The sequence below is a fragment of the Anaerococcus obesiensis ph10 genome (assembly GCF_000311745.1).
Lineage (GTDB): Bacteria > Bacillota > Clostridia > Tissierellales > Peptoniphilaceae > Anaerococcus > Anaerococcus vaginalis.
In genome coordinates this window covers 602277-626746 of record NZ_HE978531.1, presented here as the reverse complement: position 1 = coordinate 626746, position 24470 = coordinate 602277, and the positions used below count along the sequence as shown (strand labels likewise).

17 protein-coding genes are annotated in these 24470 nt (G+C 34.8%); 15 read left to right on the top strand and 2 right to left on the bottom strand.

What is annotated here, in order from left to right:
* The first annotated feature begins 2 nt into the window (after positions 1-2).
* The 15 genes from HGAG_RS03200 (at position 3) to HGAG_RS03125 (ending at position 22630) form a co-directional block, all read left to right on the top strand.
* Entirely contained in the window at positions 3-2162 is a 2160-nt protein-coding gene (locus HGAG_RS03200; RefSeq protein ID WP_019117892.1) for a CHAP domain-containing protein, read from the top strand.
* Between the two features lie 11 nt (positions 2163-2173).
* Complete coding sequence (locus tag HGAG_RS03195; RefSeq protein WP_026074036.1) at positions 2174-2410, top strand: hypothetical protein; 237 nt, start codon at positions 2174-2176, stop codon at positions 2408-2410.
* Positions 2388-4577: a CD1107 family mobile element protein gene (locus HGAG_RS03190; protein ID WP_019117890.1), complete on the top strand. Its 2190-nt coding sequence runs from the start codon at positions 2388-2390 to the stop codon at positions 4575-4577. Before HGAG_RS03195 ends, HGAG_RS03190 begins: the two co-directional genes overlap by 23 nt.
* 97 nt (positions 4578-4674) lie before the next feature.
* Entirely contained in the window at positions 4675-6381 is a 1707-nt protein-coding gene (locus HGAG_RS03180; protein ID WP_019117888.1) for a DNA topoisomerase 3, read from the top strand.
* Between the two features lie 84 nt (positions 6382-6465).
* On the top strand, positions 6466-7269 hold the full coding sequence (locus HGAG_RS03175; protein ID WP_002843620.1) for a KilA-N domain-containing protein: 804 nt from the start codon (positions 6466-6468) through the stop codon (positions 7267-7269).
* A gap of 84 nt (positions 7270-7353) precedes the next feature.
* Positions 7354-16110 (top strand): helicase-related protein, encoded by an 8757-nt coding sequence (locus tag HGAG_RS03170; protein WP_019117887.1) that lies wholly within the window; start codon positions 7354-7356, stop codon positions 16108-16110.
* 42 nt (positions 16111-16152) lie between these two features.
* Positions 16153-16812 (top strand): hypothetical protein, encoded by a 660-nt coding sequence (locus HGAG_RS03165; protein WP_000384987.1) that lies wholly within the window; start codon positions 16153-16155, stop codon positions 16810-16812.
* Positions 16813-16922: 110 nt separating this feature from the next.
* Complete coding sequence (locus tag HGAG_RS03160; RefSeq protein ID WP_000701009.1) at positions 16923-17144, top strand: helix-turn-helix domain-containing protein; 222 nt, start codon at positions 16923-16925, stop codon at positions 17142-17144.
* 97 nt (positions 17145-17241) lie between these two features.
* Positions 17242-17940 (top strand): response regulator transcription factor, encoded by a 699-nt coding sequence (locus HGAG_RS03155; protein WP_001206787.1) that lies wholly within the window; start codon positions 17242-17244, stop codon positions 17938-17940.
* Positions 17941-17943: 3 nt separating this feature from the next.
* Positions 17944-18852, top strand: coding sequence for a sensor histidine kinase (locus tag HGAG_RS03150; RefSeq protein WP_000351993.1), 909 nt, complete (start codon positions 17944-17946; stop codon positions 18850-18852).
* Between the two features lie 119 nt (positions 18853-18971).
* The gene (locus HGAG_RS03145; protein ID WP_000924459.1) at positions 18972-19739 is read left to right on the top strand and encodes an ABC transporter permease; all 768 of its coding nucleotides are present in this window, start codon (positions 18972-18974) and stop codon (positions 19737-19739) included.
* A gap of 56 nt (positions 19740-19795) precedes the next feature.
* The gene (locus tag HGAG_RS03140) at positions 19796-20200 is read left to right on the top strand and encodes a DUF5301 domain-containing protein (RefSeq protein WP_244263802.1); all 405 of its coding nucleotides are present in this window, start codon (positions 19796-19798) and stop codon (positions 20198-20200) included.
* A 51-nt stretch (positions 20201-20251) separates the two neighbouring features.
* Positions 20252-21175, top strand: a complete 924-nt coding sequence (locus HGAG_RS03135; protein WP_000800751.1) for an ABC transporter ATP-binding protein — start codon at positions 20252-20254, stop codon at positions 21173-21175.
* Positions 21168-21899 (top strand): ABC transporter permease, encoded by a 732-nt coding sequence (locus HGAG_RS03130; protein ID WP_000933556.1) that lies wholly within the window; start codon positions 21168-21170, stop codon positions 21897-21899. Before HGAG_RS03135 ends, HGAG_RS03130 begins: the two co-directional genes overlap by 8 nt.
* A complete protein-coding gene (locus HGAG_RS03125) occupies positions 21899-22630 on the top strand; it encodes an ABC transporter permease (protein WP_000854550.1) in 732 nt (243 codons plus the stop codon). Before HGAG_RS03130 ends, HGAG_RS03125 begins: the two co-directional genes overlap by 1 nt.
* A gap of 41 nt (positions 22631-22671) precedes the next feature.
* On the opposite strand, the gene HGAG_RS03120 is transcribed toward HGAG_RS03125, so the two are convergent.
* Together HGAG_RS03120 and HGAG_RS03115 are read right to left on the bottom strand one after the other, a co-directional pair.
* On the bottom strand, positions 22672-24003 hold the full coding sequence (locus HGAG_RS03120) for a relaxase/mobilization nuclease domain-containing protein (RefSeq protein ID WP_019117885.1): 1332 nt from the start codon (positions 24001-24003) through the stop codon (positions 22672-22674).
* A gap of 2 nt (positions 24004-24005) precedes the next feature.
* On the bottom strand, positions 24006-24362 hold the full coding sequence (locus HGAG_RS03115; protein ID WP_000013380.1) for a plasmid mobilization protein: 357 nt from the start codon (positions 24360-24362) through the stop codon (positions 24006-24008).
* Between the last annotated feature and the right edge of the window lie 108 nt (positions 24363-24470).

Genomic DNA, 24470 nt, shown 5'->3' with positions numbered 1-24470 from the left:
TTATGGGAAAGAAACTGAAAAAGGACTTTAAGGAAAGGCAAAGGGCAAGGATTGAAAAGGAAAGGCTGCAAAGTAATAGCAGCATAGAGCCTGAAGAAAATAAACTAAAGCATAATGATGATTACAGAGGGAAAATCGTCCATGACAAAGACAGATTTCAAGATAAGGTTCATGAAAAGGTCAGTAAGAGAAGTGCAGAAACTGAATTAAACGGAAAAACTTCTAAAAGAAATGCAAGGTATAGAGCTTCTGATAAGGATAGCGTAGCTTCTGTAACTGAAACAGAAGGTGTAAGTCAAAAAGAAATTGGAAAAGCTGATTATGATACTGAGGTTAAGGATGGAAAAATCTATGATCCTTTAGGAAAAGACCTCGACAATGACGGAATCATAGACAGATATGACAATGACTTTAGGGACAGCGACTATTTTGAGTCAACCTATGATGTAGAGGATAATCTGCAACATAAAGTAGAAGAGACAAAAAGCTTCTCAAAAAGCCAAAAAGCTCAAAAGAAAAATTATAAGAGAAAAAACTATTCCGATAAGCTCTATACCAGAAAAAAGGACAAAGAAGCCAAAGAGGAAAAGGCTGACAATAAACAAAGCGGAAAAGAAGCCATTCTTGATAGAGAAAAGAAAAACAGGCTTTCTAAAGAACAGGAAAGAACTTTTAGGGATAAGGCTTCTAAGGTGTCCGCTTTATCAGGACTTGCTAAAGGAAGTGAAACCGTAAGAGATTATTTATCTCATGGAAGTGATGAAAATCAAGGGGTAGAGGCAGGAGAAAAGACAGCCGATGCAAGCTCAAAGCTCATTCATGGCATTAAGAATTACTCGGATAAGAAAAGAGCCAAAAAAGGATATGACCTTACGAATAAGGACTATAAAATCAGAAAGCGAAAATCCAAATTGGAGTTTCGAGATGCCAAAGAGGAGCTAAAAAAGACACAGGAGTATCAAAAAGCAAATAACTTTAAGCGATTTCAGAAGCGAAAGCAGATGAAAGATTCCATTAAAAGGCAGAATAAGTCAAGGCTTAGAGATCGCATTAAGGAAGGGCTTATAGGCAGTCTTAAAAGTTCAAAGGAAGTTATATTAAGAAAAGCGAAGGGACTTATGATTATTTTCATAGGTCTTATTATTTTGGGAACTTTCTTTATCAACTTTGCAGGAACAGGAATGACAGGCTTTATGAACTCTACAAGTTCTGTTCTTACAACAAGCTATTTGTCAAAGCCAAATGTCCTAAGTGAAATCAATGAGAATTTTTCTGGGATGGAAAAGGAGCTTCAAAGCGAGGTTGACAATGTCGAAGAAAATTATCCCGGATATGACGAGTACATCCTAAATAATACAGAGTACATCGGGCATAATGTCCATGAGCTTTTATCCTACATTACATCAAGGTGCGGAGAAGTAAAGAATGCATCGGAAGTAAGTTCCGTATTAAATGAGCTTTTTAAGTCCATGTATGACCTTGAGTATAAGGAAGAAATTGAAATCAGATACAGGACAGTTACAGAAACCTATACCGATGAAGATGGAAATGAATATACCGAAAGCCATGAAGAACCTTACGAGTACAAGAAACTCATTGTAACCCTTCATAAAAGGGAAATGGACAGTATCATCAGAGAAGTCTTTGCGAACTATCCTGACAATCTGAAACACTATGAAGCTCTCTTCCTTGCTCAAGGCAATATGGGAGAAGCCTTTGGTAATAGCGACCTGATTGCTTCCAATGGAGGTATCGGAGGTGGAAAAGAGTATGAGGCTTCTACGGAAGTTCAAAAGAAGATTGTAAATGCTGCATACATTACGCCATCTCCGGGTGCAGGCTGGTGTGCTATGTGGGTATCGCAGGTCTATCAAAATGCAGGACTTGGATATATCGGAGGAAATGCCTGTGATATGTACCGAAACTACACATTTACATCAGACAAATCAAAACTCAAGGTAGGAATGCTTGTTGCAGTTGAAAGCAGTAGTAGCGGAAGTACAGCAGGACTTACCTATGGTCATGTAGGAATTTATATAGGCGATGGCAAAGTTATGGATAATATTGGACGAATAAGAGTAACCACTATAGACAATTGGATTGCGTCTTTCTGCAAACATCATCCCGTAGGATTTGGATTTCCACCAAACGTAACGAAATAGGAGGTAACAATGTGAAACGAGAATTAACGTTAGTGAAAAATAAAATAAAAAAGTTGAAGGATAAAAAGGCTCTGATTGATGAAGAATTGGAGCCTTTGTTCATTCGTGAAGAAGAACTTGAAAACGAAGAAATTATTGCCATTTGCAGAAAGAATAACATTACAATTTCTGATCTGATGGCAAAGGTAAACAGAGAAAAAGCAGAAGTGAAAAAGGAGAAAACAAATGAAAACCAGTTTGAAAAATAAAAGAATTACAGCCATTGTTGTAGCTTTTGCCCTCTTAATGGGTGGAGTTTTAGGGGTGTTAAAAGTTGGTGCAAAGACAGTATTTGCGTCAAATGAACCGCCTGAAAAGTATGAAACATATTATGAACTGAAATTTGAGGATCATACTTCAGATGACACCTTTAGAGGATTTTATTATTTCGGAAAAGAAAATAAAGAAGGTCAGCCATTGAACTTTAAGTTTTCCTTATCAAAATCCTTTGAAGAAAAGGGCGGTGTAGTTGTCGATAAGTATAATGAAACCTTTACCAATGAGAACATGGACAAGGAAAATGAGTTAGATGATCTAAGATATATGACAAAGAAAACTTATCCTTATTATCGAATTCATAATGTAGGGACAGGTGCTTTTACAAGTATCGTTTCTCCAAGAGATAAAGATAATTACTATATTGGAGATATTACAGAAAATGCAGAAGAACGAACTGTAAAAGGAAAGAAAGCAAATGTCATTGTCTATACCTGCCCTGTTCTACAGTTAAATAGAAATATTGAGAAAGTAACGGTTGATTATGAGGGAGAGCTTAAAGAGGAAACAAAGAACGCTATTATTGGCAGAGTAAAAGAAGCAAATCCCAATATCAACAATGTAAAAGAAATCAAGATTGTTAAAGACAAGCTGATTATTGAAACATGGAACAGATTTCATACCGGTGTACCATACCTTGAATTACCTTTAGAGAATTTATATAAGAGGGTAGCGAATGCGTCAGCTCAAACAGACAATAAGGATACAAAGGATCAGGAAAGTCAGACAAAAAGTGAAGTAAAGGTCAAATATCAATATCAGGATGGAAAGGTATATAAGGAGTATTCAGCTTATTTTGATAAAAATCAGGTGATTGACGCTTCTGATCTTGAAATGCTTCCTGATAACATAAGCTTTAATGACGATTTTGTAAACTATACAGTAAAAGGAGATGGAAGCGATAGTATTATCCGAATTGTAAAGAAGTTAGAAAGTAATGCTCAGACGCAGACGGAAAAGCCAAAAACAGAAGATAAGGGAACTCAAACAGAGCTTAGCAAAGATGATATTTCCAAAATGGAAAAGGAATCTAAGGAACTTCAGGAAAAACTTGATAAGCTAAATCAGGAGATTAAGGACAAGGATAAATTAAGCGATAAGCAAAAGGAGAAAATCAAAGACCTTGAGGAAAAAATAGATAAGCTGAAGGAAAAACTTGAAAAGGGCAAAGACGATAAGGATTTATCGGCGGATATGAAAAAGGAGATTGAGAAGCTAACTGAGAAAATTAAGGAGCTTGAGAAAAAGACGAATGAGGTTGGCAAGGCTACAGTTACGCATAATCCTACTGTAACTCCAATCAGCCCTATCTCTGGAATGAAAACAGGAACAGGAAACTTTCCTCAAACATCTGTAAGTGATACGGGTAAAGGCTCATCATCACAGGATAATACAGGAAAGATTACAAAGGACACAAATGTTGACAAGACCGATGGAAAAGAAAAAGAAGTTCGTTATCCCAATAAGCTGACACCGAAACAGCCTGCCAATAACAGCGGTCAGGATTCCTCTATGGATGGTTCAAGTAAGAATGTAAATACCAATAAAGGAGTTGCTTCTGCTCCATCAAAGGCAAGAGGAACTGTTACGGAAAATAAGGATAATGCCAACAATGATTATCCAATTCATCATAATGACAGCAAAGACAATAAAGAAACGGATAAATATTCAGCGGACGCAAGACAGTTTGTTACCTTTACTACTAAGAATGGCAAGACTTTTCATCTAATCATCAATCACGATGAGGATAGCGAAAATGTCATGCTCCTAACAGAAGTATCTGAAGATGATCTTCTTAATATGGTTGAGAAAAAAGAAGCTCAGAAACAGGAAATTACAAAGGAAGAACCTAAAAAAGAAGAACCTAAGCCAGTAAAAAAAGAAGAAAGTAGCAATATGGGAACTTACTTAATTCTCGTTCTTGTAGTAGCGGGAGCATTAGGTGCAGGATACTATTTTAAGGTTGTTAAGAAAAAAGAAGATAAGGAGCTTGAAGGCTTTGAGGAGGAAGATGATGATTTCTTTTCAGAGGCGGAAGAAAGCGAAAATGAAGTAGATGAAGCAGAAACAGAAGATAAGGAAGATGATGATTTGGAATAAATTTGCACCCAAAACCATCTCATATTTGGTGCAAAAGACAGGGCGGGAGAGTAACATCTTTCGCCCTTTTATATTGAAAACAGGAGGAAAAATATAGATGAAACTTGTAATTGCTGAAAAGCCAAGTGTTGCAATCTCTATTGCAAAAGTGATTGGAGCTACAAAAAAGAAAGACGGATACTATGAGGGAAACGGATACAAGGTAAGTTGGTGTGTTGGACACTTAATTAAAATGGCAAATCCAGAAAGCTACGATGAAAGGTATGCAAAGTGGAATATGGCTGATTTACCGATTATCCCAAGAGAATATAAGTATGAGATTGCAAAGTCCACAAAGAAACAATTTACGATTCTTAAAAAGCTCATGGACGATAAAGACATAGACATCGTGATAAATGCTTGCGATGCAGGGCGTGAGGGAGAAGCAATCTTCAGGCTTGTATATAATCAGGCAAATTGTAAAAAGAAGATGAAACGCCTTTGGATTTCATCAATGGAAGATAGTGCCATAAAGGAGGGCTTTGATAACCTAAAAGATGGAAGTTCTTACGATAATCTTTTTGAGTCTGCACAAGCAAGGGCGATTGCAGATTGGCTTGTGGGAATGAATTTAAGCAGACTGTATTCGTGTCTATACAAGCAAAATTACAGTGTGGGCAGAGTGCAGACACCTACCCTTGCCATGATTGTAAATAGAGATGATGAGATAGCAAATTTTAAGAAAGAAAAATATTTTACAGTCGAACTTTCTATGAATGGTTTTACACTATCAACAGATAGAATTGATGATGAGGTTGCTGCTGAACAGCTAATCAATTTAGTTGGCGATAAGATAGGAATTACCGATGTTATTCAAAAGGAAAAGATAACAAAGCCTGATTTGCCTTTTGACCTTACAACACTTCAAAGAGAGTGCAATAAGTATTTTGGATATAGTGCCAAGCAAACACTTGATTATGCTCAAAGTCTGTATGAGAAAAAACTGATTACCTATCCAAGAACAGACAGCAGATGCTTAACGGAAGATATGATTGTAAGTACGGTTAATAACATTTTAGGGAAAAATGATTTTGATACAGAGCGTATCAAGACGGTATTTAACTCTAAAAAGGTTACAGATCATCATGCTATTATCCCGACAATCAGTTCCTTAAAAGAAGATGTTTCAGAACTTCCTTTAAGTGAAGCTAAAGTTTACTTCCTTATAGCTGATAAATTTCACGCAAGTGTGGGCTATCCGTTAGTAGAAAATACGACAAAGGTTGTAGCTGAATTTGACGGTTTTGAATTTACAAGCTCCGGCAAGACAATTAAAGATGAAGGTTTTACAAAATATCTTAAAGAATATAAGTCTAAGAAAAATGAAGATATGGCACTCCCTGATGTGAAAATTGGTGATGTATTGAGCATTGAAAACAAAGAAATAAAAGAAAAGTACACTCAACCAGCTAAGCATTTTACGGAAGATCTTCTCCTAAAGGCGATGGAGCTTGCAGGAAATGATGCCTTAGAAAAAGGCGTAGAGGTGGAAAGAAAAGGACTTGGAACACCTGCAACAAGAGCAGGGATTATTGAAAATCTGATTTTCAAGGGATTTGTAGAAAGAGATAAAAAGAACCTTATTGCTACTCATAAAGGAATCAGCCTTGTAACGATTGTATCCGATACTTTTAAATCGGCAGAAACAACAGCAAAGTGGGAAATGGAGTTATCGGATATTGCACAGGGAAAATCTTCAAAGGATAATTTTTTGGGAGCGATTGAAAATGAGATAAAAGAAGTGGTTTCAACTTATACCAAGTAAGATGCCACTGATTTCAAGGTGGAAAAAATGCCTTAAAAATGCTATAATATGAAATAATCAATGTAATGATTGAGAGGTGATTATGTGTCTAAAATAAATGTTGAAGGTTCAGAAATCAGCATTATTGCTATAGATAATAGGGATTACATTTCTTTAACAGATATGGTTAGAAATATTGAGAACGGATCTGCTTTAATAGAAAAATGGCTTAGAAACAAGAACACAATAGAGTTTTTAGGTATTTGGGAAGAAATGTATAATACAAATTTTAATTCCCCCGAATTCGAGGGAATTAAAAATGAAGCAGGATTTAACCGATTTATTTTATCTGTTAAGCAGTGGGTAGAAAAAACGAACTCTATCGGTATAGTTGCGAGAGCAGGAAGATATGGCGGAACTTATGCTCACAAAGATATAGCATTTGAGTTTGCTTCTTGGGTATCTCCATACTTTAAATTGTATTTGATTAAGGAATTTGAACGCCTAAAGGAAGAAGAACAAAAGAAGTTAGGCTGGGATATAAAAAGGAATTTGGCAAAAATCAATTATAGGATTCATACAGATGCCATTAAAAATAAGCTTGTACCTGAAAAACTTTCAAAAGAAAAAATCAACTTTATTTATGCAAGTGAGGCGGATATTCTAAATGTTTCTTTGTTTGGAATAACAGCGAAAGAATGGCGTGATGAAAATCCAGATTTAAAAGGCAATATTAGAGATTATGCAGATATATCGCAGCTTGTATGCCTTTCTAATCTTGAAAATCTTAATGCGGTATTTATAAATGAGGGCATGAGTCAATCTGAAAGACTGGAAAAACTAAATTCAATAGCAATTGAACAGATGAAAATATTATCAGAGAGTGAATCAATTAAAAAGTTGAAATAAAAGGATAATATCAATATGTAGTACAAAGGTGATTAGAGTAAAATCTAACCACCTTTTTTGTTTGTAAAAAAGAAGGAGGTAAACATGCGAATAAATGATTTTCATAACATTTTGGAGCTAATAAAACAAGATATTTTGCAGAGTGAAGCAGAGTATCTGAAGCTCTTAAAGGTTGTCGGAAACAATCAGAGGTACGACTTTAGAAGTCAGTTAAGTATTTATGATAAAAATCCTGAAGCGACAGCTTGTGCCAAGTTTGACTACTGGAGAGAACGCTTTAACAGAACGGTTATGCGAGGACAGAAAGGTATCCCCATTTTAGAGGACTATAGCACATACAAAAAGGTGGACTATATCTTTGATATAAGTCAAACCGTTTCCAAAAACAGAGATGTCAATGAAGTAAATCTTTGGAGATTTGATAAAGAAGCCCATAGAGATGTATTAAAAGAAATGATAAAAGCTGAAGGCTATGAAGAAAGCGAAAGCACCTTAGAAAACATCTTTTCTTTAAGCAGGCTCTACGGAGATGAAAAGATAGATAGCCTTATGAATGAACTTAGAATATCTGATGAGGACAGAATATCATTTACCAAGTTTGCAAGGGACTCAGTGAGCTATGCAGTAGCTTCAAGATTTAAGTTAGACTATCCTATGTATAAGGAGCTGTTAAAGGAAAACTTTGCAATGCTTGACAGCATTTCCCTTATGAGCTTGGGAGAAACCGTATCAGACATTAGCGGAAATATAATTGATGCTACCATTCAAAAGAGTAAAGAGTTAGAGCTTCAAAAAGAAGTGTTAAGAGGTAAAGAAGCAGGATATAATAAAATAAAAGAAGAATTAGAGGAGGTAGAAGAAAATGTACTTCGACGAGATGATCAGGAAAGAATTAGTGAAAACGAGCGAATTTTCCGAAATGGAGAGTACGGACGAGATAATAGAGAAAATCAAAGAGAATACACTGAATCAGTTAGAGGAGGAGATGGACTTTATGAGGGAATATCCGAATCCGATGTACGCAGTGATGAGGCTGGACTACCTTTCAAACAGCGAGGAGCAGAGCCACTTCGAGATGTTAGTGGATCTATACAAGGAGAAGAAGCTGATAGGACACCTGATGGATATTCAGAAGCAGGCAATAGAGTTTATGAGAGCAAAGAAGCCGAAACTGATGATAGCTTGGAAGATAGAGGACGAGAGCCATCCGCAGTACCAAGCGATGATTTCAGCTCTCAAAGAAATGACAATCAAGGAAGTAGTGGAAATCTAAAAGAAAATACGGATAAAGAGATAAGAGAAGCTGACAAGGCTTCTTTTTCTTTGCCTGAAAACAGCTTAGGACAGATTAAACTTACAATACCTCTTACTCAAAATGATATTGACAGTATTCTTGTAAACGGTGGAAATCATGAGGGTGGTAGACTTCCTATTATTGCTGAATTTTCCAAAGGAAAAACAGTAGAAGAATTAGGAGAATACCTTAAAGATACCTTTAGAGGCGGAAACGGTTTATTTCTTAATGGAGCAGAAGTATCTTCCTGGTATTCGGATAAAGGCATTCATTTAGCTTATGGAACTTCTGCAAGAGAAGATAGCACGCAAATTTTAAGCTGGAGTAATGCTGCAAGAAGAATCAATGAACTTTTGGAAAATGGAGAGTTTGCTACAAATGTAGGGCTTTTGGAAGCACAGGACTATGAAAGAGATAGAGTTTCAGAATCGCTATGGTATCTATATCACGATTTAAGTGAAGAAGGGAAAGCACAGGGATATTTTGACTTTATAGAAAGAGGTGGTGGCTTTCCGAAAGAAACAAGACAGTTATCGGAAGCTCTTAAAAATCTTGACTATCTAAAGAATGTTATTTCCGAGTACAGTCGCTTTTTGACAGGATATAAAGAAAACAAAGATGTACTAAGGTTTCATTATCACAAGGTAGATAGCCTTTATCAGAAATTGCAGGAGCTTGAACTTCCGAGAAAGGAATATACCTCTAACCTTACCGAACTTCCAAAGGTACAGGGATTTATTACAGAAGATGAAGTCCTTGCTACGATTTCAAGAGGAAGTGGAGTCGATAAAGGAAAAGAGCGAATTATTAAGTTTTTCAAAGAAAATCATACCTTGCAGGAAAAAGCGAATTTCCTAAAAGATGAATATGGAATTGGCGGAGGCTCTCATGCTGTTTCAGGCGAAAGGGGAAGTGGAGAATGGCATGATGCAAAGGGACTTAAATTACAGAAGAATCATTGTAACGATGTATTTCTTACTTGGTCAAATGTAGCAAAGCATATAGATGAGCTGCTTTATAAAAATCTTTATCTTGAAGAAAAAAATATTGAAAGCAAGACAGAGATAGAAGAACAAAAAGAACCAAGTTATTACTCTAAAGGCGATCCAAATAATCTAATGACTGATGAAATGCTTGAAAGAGTGCCTGAGCTTTATGCACAGGAAGATGTAGCCTTAGCAGACAAACAGGTTCATGCAGCATATATCATTCCATTTAGAAGCAACTGGACTTGGTATATGACGGAGTACGATAGAGAAAGCAAAGACGCTTTTGGACTTGTTTTAGGAATTGAACCTGAATGGGGATATTTTAATCTTGGTGAGCTAAAGGAACTAAATGCCCAGAGGCTTGTTTTAGAGGATTTTCCAAAGACCTTTAGAGAACTGAAAGACAGTGAACTTAAAAAGCAGATGGATGAGCAGGAGCTTCACCATGTCTTTAACGGAGAACTTAGCTTTGAGGGCAATATTGCAGAGCTTGAAGCACCTGAAGAAGTAGAAGAAAGAATACAAGCAGAACCTTTTCAGGCTACCTTATTAGATTATCTAAAGGAAAGAGAAGAAGTAGAGCTTAACGAAAAAGAGGACAATTTTGCAGAAGAATTTGCAGTTCAAGAAGGCGATTCCGTCTATTTTAATCATGAGGAGTACAAAGTAAGAGAGCTTTCCAAAAATCAAATCACAGGAAGAAATGATTTGTGGCTTGATCCTGCAAGACAAGGTAATCATCAAATACCGATTATATCCTTTACAGATAATGAGGATTTATTAAGACAAATAAGTCTTGAAAGACCTGATTTTATCATCGGTGATGAAGTGAAGTATAAGGGGAAAGACTATACCATCACAAGATTTGATGATATGGGGAATAACCTAAAGACCGTAACGATCAAGGATAATACCGAATATCTTGGCGGTATGATTACAGGCTCCGATGTAATTCCTTATCGTAAGGAAAGTGAGCTTGATAGAATCTTTGAAAATCTGACCAATGAGAAGCCTGAAAAGACTTTTGAGGAAGTAGAAATAAAGAAAAATGAGGCTCACAATTTCAAGATTACAGAAGAAACGCTTCCTTCAAAGTTATCTCCAAGCGAGAGGTTAAATAATAACCTTGAAGCAATCTCTATGCTTAACAGGGTGGAAATTGGAGAACGAGAGCTTGATATTACAGCTCAGGAAGTTTTAGCGAAATATGTTGGTTGGGGTGGACTTGCTGATGTCTTTGATGAAAGTAAGGATGGACAGTGGAAAGAGGCAAGAGCTTTCTTAAAGGAAAATCTATCGTTATCAGAATATGAAGCTGCAAGAGAATCAACCTTAACGAGCTTTTACACACCAAAAACTGTCATTGACGGAATATATAAGACTCTTTCCGGCATGGGATTTAAACAGGGAAATATCCTTGAACCGTCAATGGGTGTTGGGAACTTTATCGGTAATCTACCTGATGAAATGAGTAAGTCAAAGTTTTATGGAGTAGAGCTTGATTCGGTAAGCGGGCGTATTGGAAAGCTGCTATACCCTGAAAGTGATATACAGGTTAAGGGACTTGAAGAAACGGGATTTTCCAACAACTTCTTTGATATCGCAATCGGAAATGTTCCATTTGGAGAGTACAAGGTAAATGATAGAGAATACAATCGCAATAACTTTCTTATCCACGATTATTTCTTTGCCAAGTCCATTGATAAGGTAAGAAACGGCGGTGTTATAGCCTTTATTACATCTTCCGGAACAATGGATAAAAAGGACGAAAGTGTAAGACGCTATCTTGCAGCAAGAGCCGAATTTTTAGGAGCAATCAGACTTCCAAATGATACCTTTAAGGGTGTTGCCGGCACAGAAGTAACTTCGGATATTATCTTCTTAAAGAAAAGAGATAGTGTATTAGAGCGAGATGAAGATTGGATACACCTTGCGGAAGATGAAAATGGACTTTCATATAACAAATACTTTGTCGATCATCCTGAGCAGGTGCTTGGTTCTATGCGTGAAGTTAGCGGAAGGTTTGGGAAAACTCTAACTTGTGAACCGATAGCTTTTTTAGGTACAGAGATAAATATGGCTTCGTTAAAGGACAGACTTGAGATTGCAGGAGAAAGAATTTCAAAAGATGCCAAGTATGAAGAAGTAGAGCTACTTGATGATGAGATCACTTCAATCCCTGCAACTGATGATGTAAAGAACTTTTCTTATACCTTAATTGACGATGAAGTCTATTACAGAGAAAACTCACTTTTTATCAAAAAGGAAGTATCAGACAAGAATAAAGAAAAAATCAAGGATTACCTTGAGCTGAATGTTGCCTTAAAAGATGTAATTTACAAGCAGAAAGAAGATTTTAGCGAGGAAGAAATCAAGGCTTCACAGGAAAAACTAAATGAAGTATATGATAACTTTTCAAAGAAGCATGGCTTTGTCAATAATTTAAGCAATACCAGAGCCTTAAAAGAGGATAGCAACTTCCCGCTTGTTTCCTCCATAGAAATCCTTGATGAAGAAGAAAATTTCAAGGCAAAGGGAGATATTTTTTCCAAAAGAACCATTACAAAAGCCAAAGTCATAGACCATGTGGATACCTCTTTAGAAGCTCTTGTTTTATCGGTATCTGAAAAAGGCTATGTGGACTTTGACTATATGGGAAGTCTTACAGGAAAAGACAGACCGACCTTAATTGAGGAGCTTCGAGGGGAAATCTACCTAAATATTAGAGAAGAACAAAACTTTTACAGACCACTTTCCTTTAACTTGGAGGATGGGGATTTACCTTTTGCTTGTGCAAATGGCAGCAATTCCTATAAGTATGGCTATGTAACAAAAGATGAATATTTAAGTGGGAATATCAGGGACAAGATTGTCATAGTAGACAGCTACTTATCAAAGCTCAGACAAACGGAAAGAGAGCTACCTCATCTTGGCTTTGCTGAGAACGGAAAAGAAAAAGAGCTGATAAGCTATGAAATGAACCGTTTGGAATATCAAAAAACAGAGCTTACAAAAGTTCTTCCAAAGGAGCTTGAAGCAAGTGAAATCAATGTGCGTCTTGGTGCAACTTGGATACCGATTAAAGACATTGAGAAATTCATCTTTGAAACGCTGAAAACTCCGGGGTATGCCAAATGGGATATTAAGGTTAAATTTTCAAACCTTACAAGCGAATGGAATGTAGAAGGAAAAAGCAGGGACAGAGGAAATGACCTTGCAGAAATGACCTTTGGTACATCAAGGGTAAATGCCTATAAGCTGATTGAAGATGCCTTAAACCTTAAAGAAACAAAGGTATTTGACCAGATTGTAAATCCGGATGGCTCTAAAACTTCTGTCTTAAATAAAAAAGAAACCATGCTTGCAGGACAAAAACAGGAGCTATTAAAAGAAGAATTTAAGAACTGGATATTTAACGATCAGGAAAGAAGGAGTCGTCTTGTAAAGCTGTATAATGAGCGTTTTAACTCTATCCGTAACAGAGAATATGACGGAAGCAATCTCTCTTTTGAGGGAATGAATACAGAGATTGACTTAAGACCTCATCAAAGAAATGCCATAGCAAGAAGTCTTTATGGAGGAAATACCTTGCTTGCCCATGTAGTAGGAAGTGGAAAGACCTTTGAAATGGTAGCTTCTGCAATGGAGAGTAAAAGGCTTGGGATGTGCAGTAAGTCCTTATTTGTTGTACCCAATCACTTAACAGGACAAATCGGGCGTGAGTTTATGCAGCTATATCCATCGGCTAACATTATGGTGGCTGATAAGAAAGATTTTGAGCCGAAAAACAGAAAGAGATTTATAGGCAAGATTGCTACAGGGGAATACGATGCGGTTGTTATCGGGCATACGCAGTTTGAAAAAATCCCTATGAGTAAGGAATATCAGGAGAAGCATATCCAAGATCAGATTGATGAAATCGTAAATTATGTAGAAGAATACAAGCATGATAGGAACCAAAACTTTACAGTAAAACAGCTTGAAAAGACAAAGAAAAAACTGGAAACAAGGCTTGAGAAACTAAACGATGATTTTAAGAAAGATGATGTCATTACCTTTGAGGAATTAGGAGTTGATAAGCTCTTTGTTGACGAGGCACATGGCTTTAAGAACCTTTATCTCTATACAAAAATGAGAAATGTTGCAGGTATCGGACAGTCAGAAGCCTTTAAGTCCTCTGATATGTTTATGAAATGCCGCTACATGGATGAAATGACAGGCGGCAAAGGCGTGGTTTTTGCAACAGGAACACCTGTAAGTAACTCAATGACCGAGCTTTATACTATGCAAAGGTATCTTCAGTATGAAAGTCTTAAAAAGAACGGACTGGAGCATTTTGACTCATGGGCTTCCACTTTTGGAGAAACACAATCCTCCTTTGAATTGTCTCCGGAAGGAACAGGATACAGGGTAAAGACGAGATTTTCAAAGTTCTATAACTTGCCTGAGCTTATGTCTATGTTTAAGGAAGTTGCTGATATTCAGACGGCAGATATGCTTAATCTTCCTACACCTGAAGCTAACTACGAGGTTATTAAGACAGAGCCTTCTGAAGAACAAAAGGAAATCCTAAAGAGCCTTTCTAAAAGAGCAGATGATGTCAGAAATAGGGTTGTAGAGCCAGATGTTGATAATATGCTTAAAATTACCAATGATGGTAAGAAACTTGCCTTGGATCAGCGTTTAATCAATCCACTTCTTCCTGATAATCCTGATAGCAAGGTCAATGTATGCGTGAAAAATGTATTTGCTATTTGGGATAATACAAAAGAAAACAGGTCAACACAGCTACTTTTTTCTGATATGTCCACTCCAAAAGGAGATGGAGAATTTAACATCTATGATGATATTAGAGAAAAACTTGTAGCTATGGGAATACCGAAAGAAGAAATCGCCTTTATACATGAAGCAAATTCAGACAAACAGAAAGATGAACTCTTTGCGAAAGTAAGAAAAGGCGAAGTTCGTATCTTAATGGGTTCAACACAGAAGATGGGAGCCGGAACGAATGTGCAAAATAAGTTGATTGCTTTGCATGACCTCGATGTGCCTTGGCGTCCTGCTGACCTTGAACAGCGTGCAGGTAGAATTGTAAGACAGGGCAATGAAAATGAGAAAGTGAATATCTATCGTTATGTTACAGAGAATACCTTTGACAGCTACTTATGGCAGACGATAGAAAATAAGCAGAAGTTCATTTCTCAGATTATGACAAGTAAAACACCTGTCAGAGTTGCGGAAGATGTGGACGAAAGCTCTCTTAACTATGCAGAGATTAAAGCCCTTGCCACTGGCGATCCTAAGATTAAAGAAAAGATGGATTTGGACAACGAAGTTACAAAACTAAAAATGCTTGAAGCAAACTATAAGTCCAATCGTTATAGATTAGAGGATAAGGTAGCTAAAAACTATCCGGAAGAAATTTCAAGAACAGAAAAACTCATTGAGGCTGTAAAGAAAGATATTAAAGATGTAGAAGCAAAAGCTGAAGGAGAGGAAAAGTTTACTTCTATTACTATCGGTGGTGAGAAGATATTAGATAAAAAGTTAGCCGGAGAAAAGCTGCTTGAAGCTATTTCTAAAGTAAAAATCAATGAAAGCAAAGTTATCGGTAAGTATAGAAACATGGATTTAGAGGTAAGTTACAACTTCTTCACCAATGAGCATAACTTCAGCTTAAACGGTGCTGCAAAGCATTCAGGAGAGCTTGGAACGAGTGCGGACGGTAATATTACAAGACTGGATAATGCTCTTGAGAAAATGCCTGAGAAATTAAAGAGGCTTGAAGAAAAGCTCATCGGGACAAAAGAACAGCTTGAAAATGCCAAAGAGGAATTACAAAAGCCTTTTGAAAAAGCTGATGAACTAAAGGATAAGGTGCTTCGCTTGGCAGAACTGAATAAGCTCCTTGATATGGGGGATGTGGAAGAAAAGAGAAATGACAATCCCCTTGTAGAAGATGTAAAACGAGCCATCATTGACTTCTGCAACAGAGAGTATGAAGAAAATCATAGTTATGATGAGTTTGATACTCTATATCCTGACCTAAAGCACATCGGCATCGCCTATACCAATACACCTGACGAAAGACACAGCATCCAATATGAGCTTAACTTAGAGGATAAGAGATGGACACAGTATATTGAAGATATACCGATTAAAACGGAGAGTTTTGATTATGAAAACAAAGGAGAAAACGAAGCTCTACGAAATATGAAAAATGAGATTGAGCTGTCTTCTTTTAGTGATTTGGTCTATGTCGATTCGGAAGATTTAAGAGCAGCAACGGGTCTTGATATTGACGATGAAGGCAACTTCTATGATCCACTTTCTAAAGACCTCGATAATGACGGTATTCCTGATAGATATGACAATGACTTTAAGGACAGTGATTATTTTGAGTCAACTTATGATGTGGAGGACAATCTTCATAGTAAAGAAGAAACCACACAAAAATCAGGTGATAAGCCATCTATTTTAGGACAGATAAGAGCCTATCAAAATGAAAGTAAAACAGAAGAAAAGCAAAAAACAAAAGAACAGGAATTTTTAAGATAAGGGGAGGGAAACCTCCCTTTTGCCATGAAAGGAGATAAAAACATGGATTACAAAACAATGAGAAATCAAATAGAAGATATGGTAAATGATAATCATAAGGACTTTGTAAAGGCGATTATAAGCATGGAAAAAGGTATCAACGATGAAAGTGCTTTGGATAAGCTCTATGACGCTTATATGGACAATGACAGCCTTAATTTGCTGCATGAGGAATTTGACTATATGATTGAGGATTTAAGAGAACAGGGACAGATAAAAGACCTGCCTTATGCTCAGGAAGAAAAGGATAATCTTATCAATATTGTTGGAAATATCGTTGGAGAGGTTGATGTAGTTGAAAGGGAAAATAAGAACGGAGAAGCCTTTAAGGTAGCGAATTTCTCCGTAGTATCTAAAGATGATGAAGGGAATAAGGTCTATCATAATTGCTCGGCATACGGAGAAAAAAGCGATATTCCAAAGGACTTTAAGCAGGGAGATTTTGTTAAGCTCTTTGGACAAATCAGAACCTCCATTGATGATAACGGCAAGGAGCATAGCAACATCAGGATACTTTCTTCAAAGCTGTTAAAGGCAAAGGAACAAATGAAAGGACAAGAAGAAAAGAAAGAATCTGTACTTGGGGCTATCAAAAAATATCAGGCTGAAGATAAGGAAAAGCCGAAAGAAAAGAAAGAAGCAAGCAAAGAAGCTGAGAGATAAATTTATGGTCGGTGTGGTCTTAGGGCTGCACCGACTCTTTTTTATTTGGTGAAATTATGATATAATTAATGAAATAAAAGTTCAACTATATGAATATTAAGGATGGTAATATGAAAATAAACTATAATGGGTTGTGGAAACTTTTAATAGATAAAAATATGAACAAAAGAGACCTACAGGAAAAAGTTGGTATAGCTCCTGCAACGATAGCTAAAATGGGAAAAGGTGAATTTGTCAGCATGGAAATTCTCTATAGAATTTGTATTGAACTGGATACAGATTTTGGTGAACTAATTTCATTAAATAGGACGAATAATATAAATAAGTTTTAATTTTAATAAAGAACCTTTAGACTTTAGATTGTATATCAAATGATGTATTTTCCTTTGATGATGACTATGTTGAATAGGTATTATGGAGGTATGAGATATGAGAGAGATAATAATTATAGATGATGATATTGCATTATGTAATTTAATTAAAAAATGTTTAAGCACAGATGGATATTCTGTAGACATTGCTAATAATGGATTAGATGGATATAAAAAAATTCGAAGTTCAAACAATCTGTGCTTGATTTTATTAGATATTATGCTCCCTGACTTTGATGGATTTCAAGTTTTGGAGATGATAAGAGAAGAATACACTGTTCCAGTTTTAATGTTGACTGCAAAGTCTGATGATGATTCGAAAATTTATGGACTTAAACAAGGTGCGGATGATTATCTAACTAAGCCCTTTAATATCAATGAACTTAAAGCAAGAGTTGAAGCTATGGTTAGAAGATTTACAGACTTTAATCAGAAAAGCATAGACCAGTTTAAAGAAATCATAATAGAAGATATGAGAATAGATAAAGAGAATAGAACTGTAAAAATAAACGATAACAATATCGAATTAACAAGTAAAGAATTTGATTTGTTATATTTTCTCGCATCTAATAAAGGGAGGATTTTTACAAAAAAACAAATATATACGAATGTTTGGGAAGAAGATTACCTTTTTGATGATAGTAATATTATGTCCTTTATCAGTAAACTCCGAAAAAAAATTGAACCTAACCCTGAAGAACCGACTTATATTTTGACAGTAAGAGGTGTGGGCTACCGTTTTAGTAAGGGGGAATGATATATGGATATAAAAACTATCATAATTTTGATACTTTTATGTGTGATCCTATATTTAGTAAAAAAGATTACGCATATAAAAAAGGAAATAGATAGGATTCAAGAGGTACTTGTTGATATCAAAAATGGTGATTACAATCGTAGAATTTTAATTAAGAAAAATGATACTACAGAAAAAATTTGCCACGATATAAATGAGATAGCACTACGAAGTCAAAATAAACTAATAGAGCAGAAACAATCCGAGCAGGCATATAAATCACTCATGACAAGTTTATCTCATGATGTAAAAACTCCTTTAGCATCTATGGTTGGGTATTTGGAAGCAGTTCAAGAAGGACTTGTTACAGGTGATGAAAAAGATGACTATATAAAAGTTTCTTTAAGTAAAGCACATTACTTAAAGGATTTTGTAGAAAAACTTTTTGATTGGGTAAAATTGGATTCAGGAGAATGGAAGTTTTCTTTTGCGGATAAGGATTTGAACGAATTAACAAGAAATGTGATAAGTGATTGGATTCCTATTTTTGAAGAAAAACATATAAGTTATGAAATTGAAATTCCGGAACAGGAATGTAATATAAGGATAGATGAAAATGCTTATTTTAGAAGTTTAAACAATATAATTAACAATATTATCGTTCATAGTAATTGTGATAGAGTACACTTGAAATTAGAAAAATCGGATACAAAAGTTACTTTGACGATTTTAGATAATGGAGATGGTATAAGTGAAAAGGATTTACCATATATATTTGACAGAATGTATCAGGCAGATAGTTCAAGATTAACAAAAGGTTCAGGACTTGGATTATCAATCTCCAAAGAATTATTGCGAGTAAATAATGCTAAAATAAGCGTAAGTAGTGTGCCAAATATAAAAACTGTTTTTACTGTAGAGTTTGCAATGTAAATAGCTGATTTAGAAAGCCTCTTTTGGGGCTTTTTTTATTGAAACAAGATAAAAACAAGAGTGCCGCAAGATTATGGCAAGGTTAATCATTTATAATATTTATTGTAAGGAGGTGCGATATGCTCTTAATAAAAGCTGAAATAAAAAAATGGAAGAGAAGCAGAATTTTGATAGGTATTCTTATACTAACTGTTATCTTGAACTTGTTTGCAATTGAAAGAGCATTTTCAATTTCAAGAGAAAGTCCTATCATGGATAGTTTTGGAGACTTATATTGTTTAGCGTTTAAGAATATAACTTTTGTCTTTTTACCAATCACAATTGGAATGATTTCTACAATGTTATTTTTTGACGAAAGGAAGAATGATACATTAAAGAATGTACTAATAACTTCGGTTAGTAGATTTGAAGTATTTTTTGCGAAATTCATTTTGGTAGAATTACTAACTATATTTTTGATGATATTAACATATATGTCATCAGTTTTGGGAGCAGTATTAAGTGTTGGATTCGTAGATTTTAATTTAATTACATTGAAAGAAGCTGCTATTTTATATGTAGTAGCAGCTTTGTTAATTCCGATTGCAATGCTTCCAGTGATTTACATTGCTACTTTTTCTAAGAGTTATGTTTTACCTATTTCTATGTGCTTGCTTTATTTAGGAATTGGAATATTTGGAGCATCAATATTAGTCCATATACATCCGCTTGCAAGTTTATTAGGAGTTTATCAAAATGTGTCATCGGCTGCTAAAGAAATGGTAGAAAATAGTATTGGTGGATATTCACTAAAGGCATCCTCGTTTAGTTGTTTAGTATCTATTTTATCAATCGGAATAGTATTTTTTATACTTTCAATAAAATCCATGAAAAGACAAAACTATTAGGCTAATTCATAAAAATTATTGTTTTTAGATAGAGGTGTGAGAAAATGAAAAAATATATGAAAATAACACTAATTATTATTTGCTTGTTAGCTTTAATGGCATGCGTAAATAAAAAAGAGATAATGTTGCCCGAAGTTGAAAATATAGCAGAAGTTGAAATTATGGAGAGTACTTCCGAAACATCTAAGATAATTAATACTAATGAAGAAATATCAAAATTGGTTAGTGATATAAAAGATAATTCAGAAAATACTAATAAAGAAAGTGCAAATGACCAACCTACGAATGTTGATAGCTATATCATAATAAAATTCTATCACAAAGATGAGGGAAAAAATCCAAGTGTAGCATATTTATATAAGGAGAAAGGCAACTGTTATATTGAACAGCCCTATACTGGTATTTGGAAATTAAAACAGGGAATTTTTAATAATATTAGTGATTTGATTAGCAAAAAATAATATGTAATAGAGTGCAGAAAATGATGTAACAAAATAAGGAGGAAAAGTGAAATGAAAAATTATATTATCGAAACAAAGAATTTGACAAAGGTTTATGGAGAACAAACGGTTGTCAATTCTGTAAATTTACACATTGAAAAAGGTTCTATATATGGGTTGTTAGGGAGAAATGGAGCAGGGAAAACAACCATTATGAAGATGATATTGGGTCTTACGGATATTTCAAATGGTGAAGTAAGTGTTTTCAATCAAAACATAAAAGGTAATGAGAAAAAGATTTATCCAAGAATTGGTGCAATTATTGAAACACCGGGATTTTATCCTAATCTTACAGGGACAGAAAATTTGGAAATATTTGCAATGTTAAGAGGAACGGCTTTTCCAAATGCAGTTAAAAATGCTTTAGAAGTAGTTGGTCTGCCATATAAAGATAAAAAACTCTTTGGGAATTATTCTTTAGGAATGAAACAAAGACTGGGAATAGCTAATGCAATTTTACATGATCCTGAAGTTTTAATTTTAGATGAACCGACAAATGGATTAGATCCAATAGGTATAGCAGAAGTTAGAGATTTTATAAAAGATTTAAGTGTAAAAAAAGGAAAAACAATTTTGATTTCCAGTCATATTCTATCTGAAATAACACTTCTTGCTGATACAGTGGGCATTATAGATAAAGGAGTTTTATTAGAAGAAAACAGTATGGAAGAATTAAATAAGAAAAATAGAAAGTACATTATTTTGGAAGTATCAGATGTATCAAAAGCTGCGACTATTCTGGAAAAAGAGTTTGTAATAACAAATTATTCTGTTGAAGATAATAATCATATAAGGATATATAGTCATGGATTAGATATGGCAAAAATTAACAAGTCGTTGGTTATGAATGAAATATCAGTGATTTCATCACAAATATGTAATGATTCTTTGGAAGATTACTTCAAAAAAATAACCGGAGGAGAGGGAATTGCTTAATTTAGTTAAAGTAGAGTTTCTTAAATTGAAAAGGAAAAAGATTGTTTGGATGATGTTTCTGGCAACACTCTTAATGCCATTGCTTGCCACTATATATTTTGGGAATATAGATCTTTCAGATAATGCAATGAAATATTTCAAATGGACAATCTTTAGTTATAATTTATGGCTGATTTTGCCAATTATACTAGGTATATTTTCCACAATGATTGTGTCAGCAGAGTATGAGAATGATACTTTTAAAGCATTATGGATTGTTCCGGTACAAAAGACGAAACTTTTGATTAGCAAATTTGTAATTGTGCTTATTTACACTTTAGTATTTATGAGTCTTTCAATTCTATTTACGCTTCTTTTTGGGAAAATCATTCATCATATAGAGATAGATTATTCTTTGTTTATTTTTCTTATTAGAAAGTGTTTTGAGATTAGTGGACTTTTAGCAGTTTCTATGCTTCCTATTTTATCTGTCGCATTTTTGACAAAAAAATATATTCTACCTATTTGCTTGACAATTGTTTATGCGTTTTCTGGATTTGTAATTTTAATGGTTAATATGTATGTGCATCCATTATCAAGCTCTACAGCAATTGTTTTGAGGGATGTTCCGGGAATAATATTAAATCAAGATATAAATATATTTTATTCTCTTCTTTGCATAGGGGTATGGGTAGTTGGATTTACAATAGTTACAAAATTATTATTGAAAAGGAGAGGATGGTAATGAAGACGCTTTTATTAGCTGAATATAAAAAACTTCACAGATCAAAATTGATATTTTTGCTTGTATTTGCACTCATGATGACTTTGGGAGTTGTATTTCTTCAAGGACAATTTTCATTTGGTGGGAAAAAGTATATAGACACATTTGGATGGTATATTTTACAAGTGCAGTCTTTAACAACATATTTTGTATTGCCAAGTTTGATAGCATTGTTTGGAGGATATATTATTTGTCGTGAAGAACAAGAAGATGTACTCAAATCATTAAAGTTAATACCAATAGATGAGAGTAATATGATTACTGCAAAAATGATAATTACTCTGTTGGGTAGCATTTTTGTTTATCTAATATTGTTTATGGTATCTTTAATTATAGAAGCGGTATTGCATTTAAATGCGGTAAACATGAGTGAGGTAGTTCATTATTTTGTTGTATATGTATTAACTGGAATAGGTGTTTTTATGGCAATATCTCCAATTATTGCATTTGTTGGACTTGTAAAAAGAAGCTACTGGATAGCTCTGATTATCGCTGAAATATACTCCTTTATAGGAATTTTCTTTGCCTCAAAGGAAGTTGTAAGAGCCATATATCCAATATCATCTGTATTCGTTTTATCGGGACTATATAAAACACCAGTTATGGAATTGCTGATTAGCATAATCGTAAATATTGGTTGCTGTTTTATTTCACATAGAATACTAAAGAAAATGAGAGTTCGTAAAAAATAGTTATGAAAACAAATTTAGGAATTTAAAAAGAGGAGAGAACACTATCTCTCCATCTCCTTGCCCATGTAAATTCCATAGTTCTTTCGTATTTGATAAAGCTCGTCCATAGTGGATTTTGAGGAAGAATACTCTTGCATAAGGGTATTCTTTTTTTCTTGTAATTTATCAAGCTCAGCTAAAATATCCTTTGAATTTGGGAGCTTGGAATAAGATTTTTTAAGCTCTGAGAGAGCATTTTCATATAGGGTAATCTGAGCTTTGTACTCTTCAAAAAATGCCTTGTCAGACGGATTAGCAGTATATTCCTTGTAGCACGCTCTGTATTTTTTAACGGTATGAACTTGCTCCATAGTGGTAGAAAGCTTCTGCATTTCCTTATCAATTTCTTTGATTTTCTCTTGTATATTTTGCCTTTCATCGGCTGCTTTTTGAATATACTCGTCAAGCTGTTTAACGGATTTAATGCCATGTTCTCTGATATAAATAACAGACTCAGCCATTGTATTAAGGTTATGTTTGGTTGCCCAATATTCATAGCCTTTGCTTTCTTTTACTTTAACATTTGTGTTCATGTCAATAACATTGCCGATGCGTTTTTTGACGGCAGGAGTCTTGATAAACTCTCTTTCTGCAATTCGTTCTTTTAATCTTTCTTCGGTATAATCTTCTCCGATTGTTTTAGTCCTTGTAAATCTCGCCTTATCTTTTGGCTTAAAAGCAATGTGCTTACCGTATTTGATTTCATAGCCAAGATCAGCCATCTTCTTTAAAAATTCGTCCCAATCCTTAGACTGTTTAATCATTCTGTCAATGTCAAATTGAAGTCTACTTTTCCAAGAAGTACCACGCTTTGCCTGTTCATTCTCATACCAAGATTTACCGTTAGTCTTATATTTTTTCTTATAGCTTTCGTAAAACTCGTCAATGACAGATAGGCTATTTTCTTTGCAGAGTTTATCACTCTGATAACGGATTTGGTGGTAGCTTTTCTTGTTAGACTGGTAGCACCTACCTGTTACCATATTTACATTATTGAAGATGATGTGATTGTGGATATGCCCCTTATCTACGTGAGTAGATAAGACAAATTCGTACTCATCTTTGAGTATCTTTTTACACAGCTCCATACCAATCTGGTGAGCCAATTCAGGGCTTGTTTCTCCCGGTAAAAATGATTGAATGAGATGTCTTGCAAGAACGGTTCCTTTTGTTCCTGCGTCATTTCGTGTCCTTAAAAACTGAGTGTGAGCAGTTGATTCGTGGCATTTATGAGTGCTTACTAAAAGCTGCTCGTCTGTTTTATCTCCATTTACAATGTAGTCGATAGCAAGATTAAGAGTCGATTTTATTGGGTGTATTTTTGTAATAGCCATTATTATTCACCTTCCGTTTCAGATGTTCTTTTCAGAAGTAGTGAATGAATTTGCCACAGCTCTTTTGAGAAATGTTCAATCTCTTTTTTTATATCACTGATGTCCTCTTTGTAGATTACACCTGTCGAATTTACTCGCTTTGCAATCTGATTGATGTTGTTTGTTGCATTAGAAAGTAAGCCTTGTAAATCTCTGAAAGGGTCTAAATCCACTTGATAAATTTCCTTTTCCAAAACGCATTTGCGGATGAAATGGCTCATGTTTCTACACTTCGCAAGTCTTTTTTTCTCTTCAAAAAGAGCCTTTTCGTCTTCAGTTAGTTTAATTTCAAGTCTTTCGTTTCTTATTCTATTTGCCATAGTTAGTTCCTCCTTTGAATGTATCTCGGGGTCTTAGGGTTCTCCCTAACAAGCTAAAAATTGATAAAAAAAGAAGCAGATCCCAAAGGGCTGCTTCGTCAATTTTCC

What these genes read in the sequence shown, in the direction of transcription:
- HGAG_RS03190 (WP_019117890.1), top strand. Translation starts at nt 2,388, where the DNA reads ATGAAAACCAGTTTGAAAAATAAAAGAATTACAGCCATTGTTGTAGCT.
- HGAG_RS03160 (WP_000701009.1), top strand. Translation starts at nt 16,923, where the DNA reads ATGAAAATAAACTATAATGGGTTGTGGAAACTTTTAATAGATAAAAAT.
- HGAG_RS03140 (WP_244263802.1), top strand. Translation starts at nt 19,796, where the DNA reads ATGAAAATAACACTAATTATTATTTGCTTGTTAGCTTTAATGGCATGC.
- HGAG_RS03115 (WP_000013380.1), bottom strand. Translation starts at nt 24,362, where the DNA reads ATGGCAAATAGAATAAGAAACGAAAGACTTGAAATTAAACTAACTGAA.
- HGAG_RS03125 (WP_000854550.1), top strand. Translation starts at nt 21,899, where the DNA reads ATGAAGACGCTTTTATTAGCTGAATATAAAAAACTTCACAGATCAAAA.
- HGAG_RS03155 (WP_001206787.1), top strand. Translation starts at nt 17,242, where the DNA reads ATGAGAGAGATAATAATTATAGATGATGATATTGCATTATGTAATTTA.
- HGAG_RS03170 (WP_019117887.1), top strand. Translation starts at nt 7,354, where the DNA reads ATGCGAATAAATGATTTTCATAACATTTTGGAGCTAATAAAACAAGAT.
- HGAG_RS03180 (WP_019117888.1), top strand. Translation starts at nt 4,675, where the DNA reads ATGAAACTTGTAATTGCTGAAAAGCCAAGTGTTGCAATCTCTATTGCA.
- HGAG_RS03200 (WP_019117892.1), top strand. Translation starts at nt 3, where the DNA reads ATGGGAAAGAAACTGAAAAAGGACTTTAAGGAAAGGCAAAGGGCAAGG.
- HGAG_RS03150 (WP_000351993.1), top strand. Translation starts at nt 17,944, where the DNA reads ATGGATATAAAAACTATCATAATTTTGATACTTTTATGTGTGATCCTA.
- HGAG_RS03135 (WP_000800751.1), top strand. Translation starts at nt 20,252, where the DNA reads ATGAAAAATTATATTATCGAAACAAAGAATTTGACAAAGGTTTATGGA.
- HGAG_RS03120 (WP_019117885.1), bottom strand. Translation starts at nt 24,003, where the DNA reads ATGGCTATTACAAAAATACACCCAATAAAATCGACTCTTAATCTTGCT.
- HGAG_RS03165 (WP_000384987.1), top strand. Translation starts at nt 16,153, where the DNA reads ATGGATTACAAAACAATGAGAAATCAAATAGAAGATATGGTAAATGAT.
- HGAG_RS03145 (WP_000924459.1), top strand. Translation starts at nt 18,972, where the DNA reads ATGCTCTTAATAAAAGCTGAAATAAAAAAATGGAAGAGAAGCAGAATT.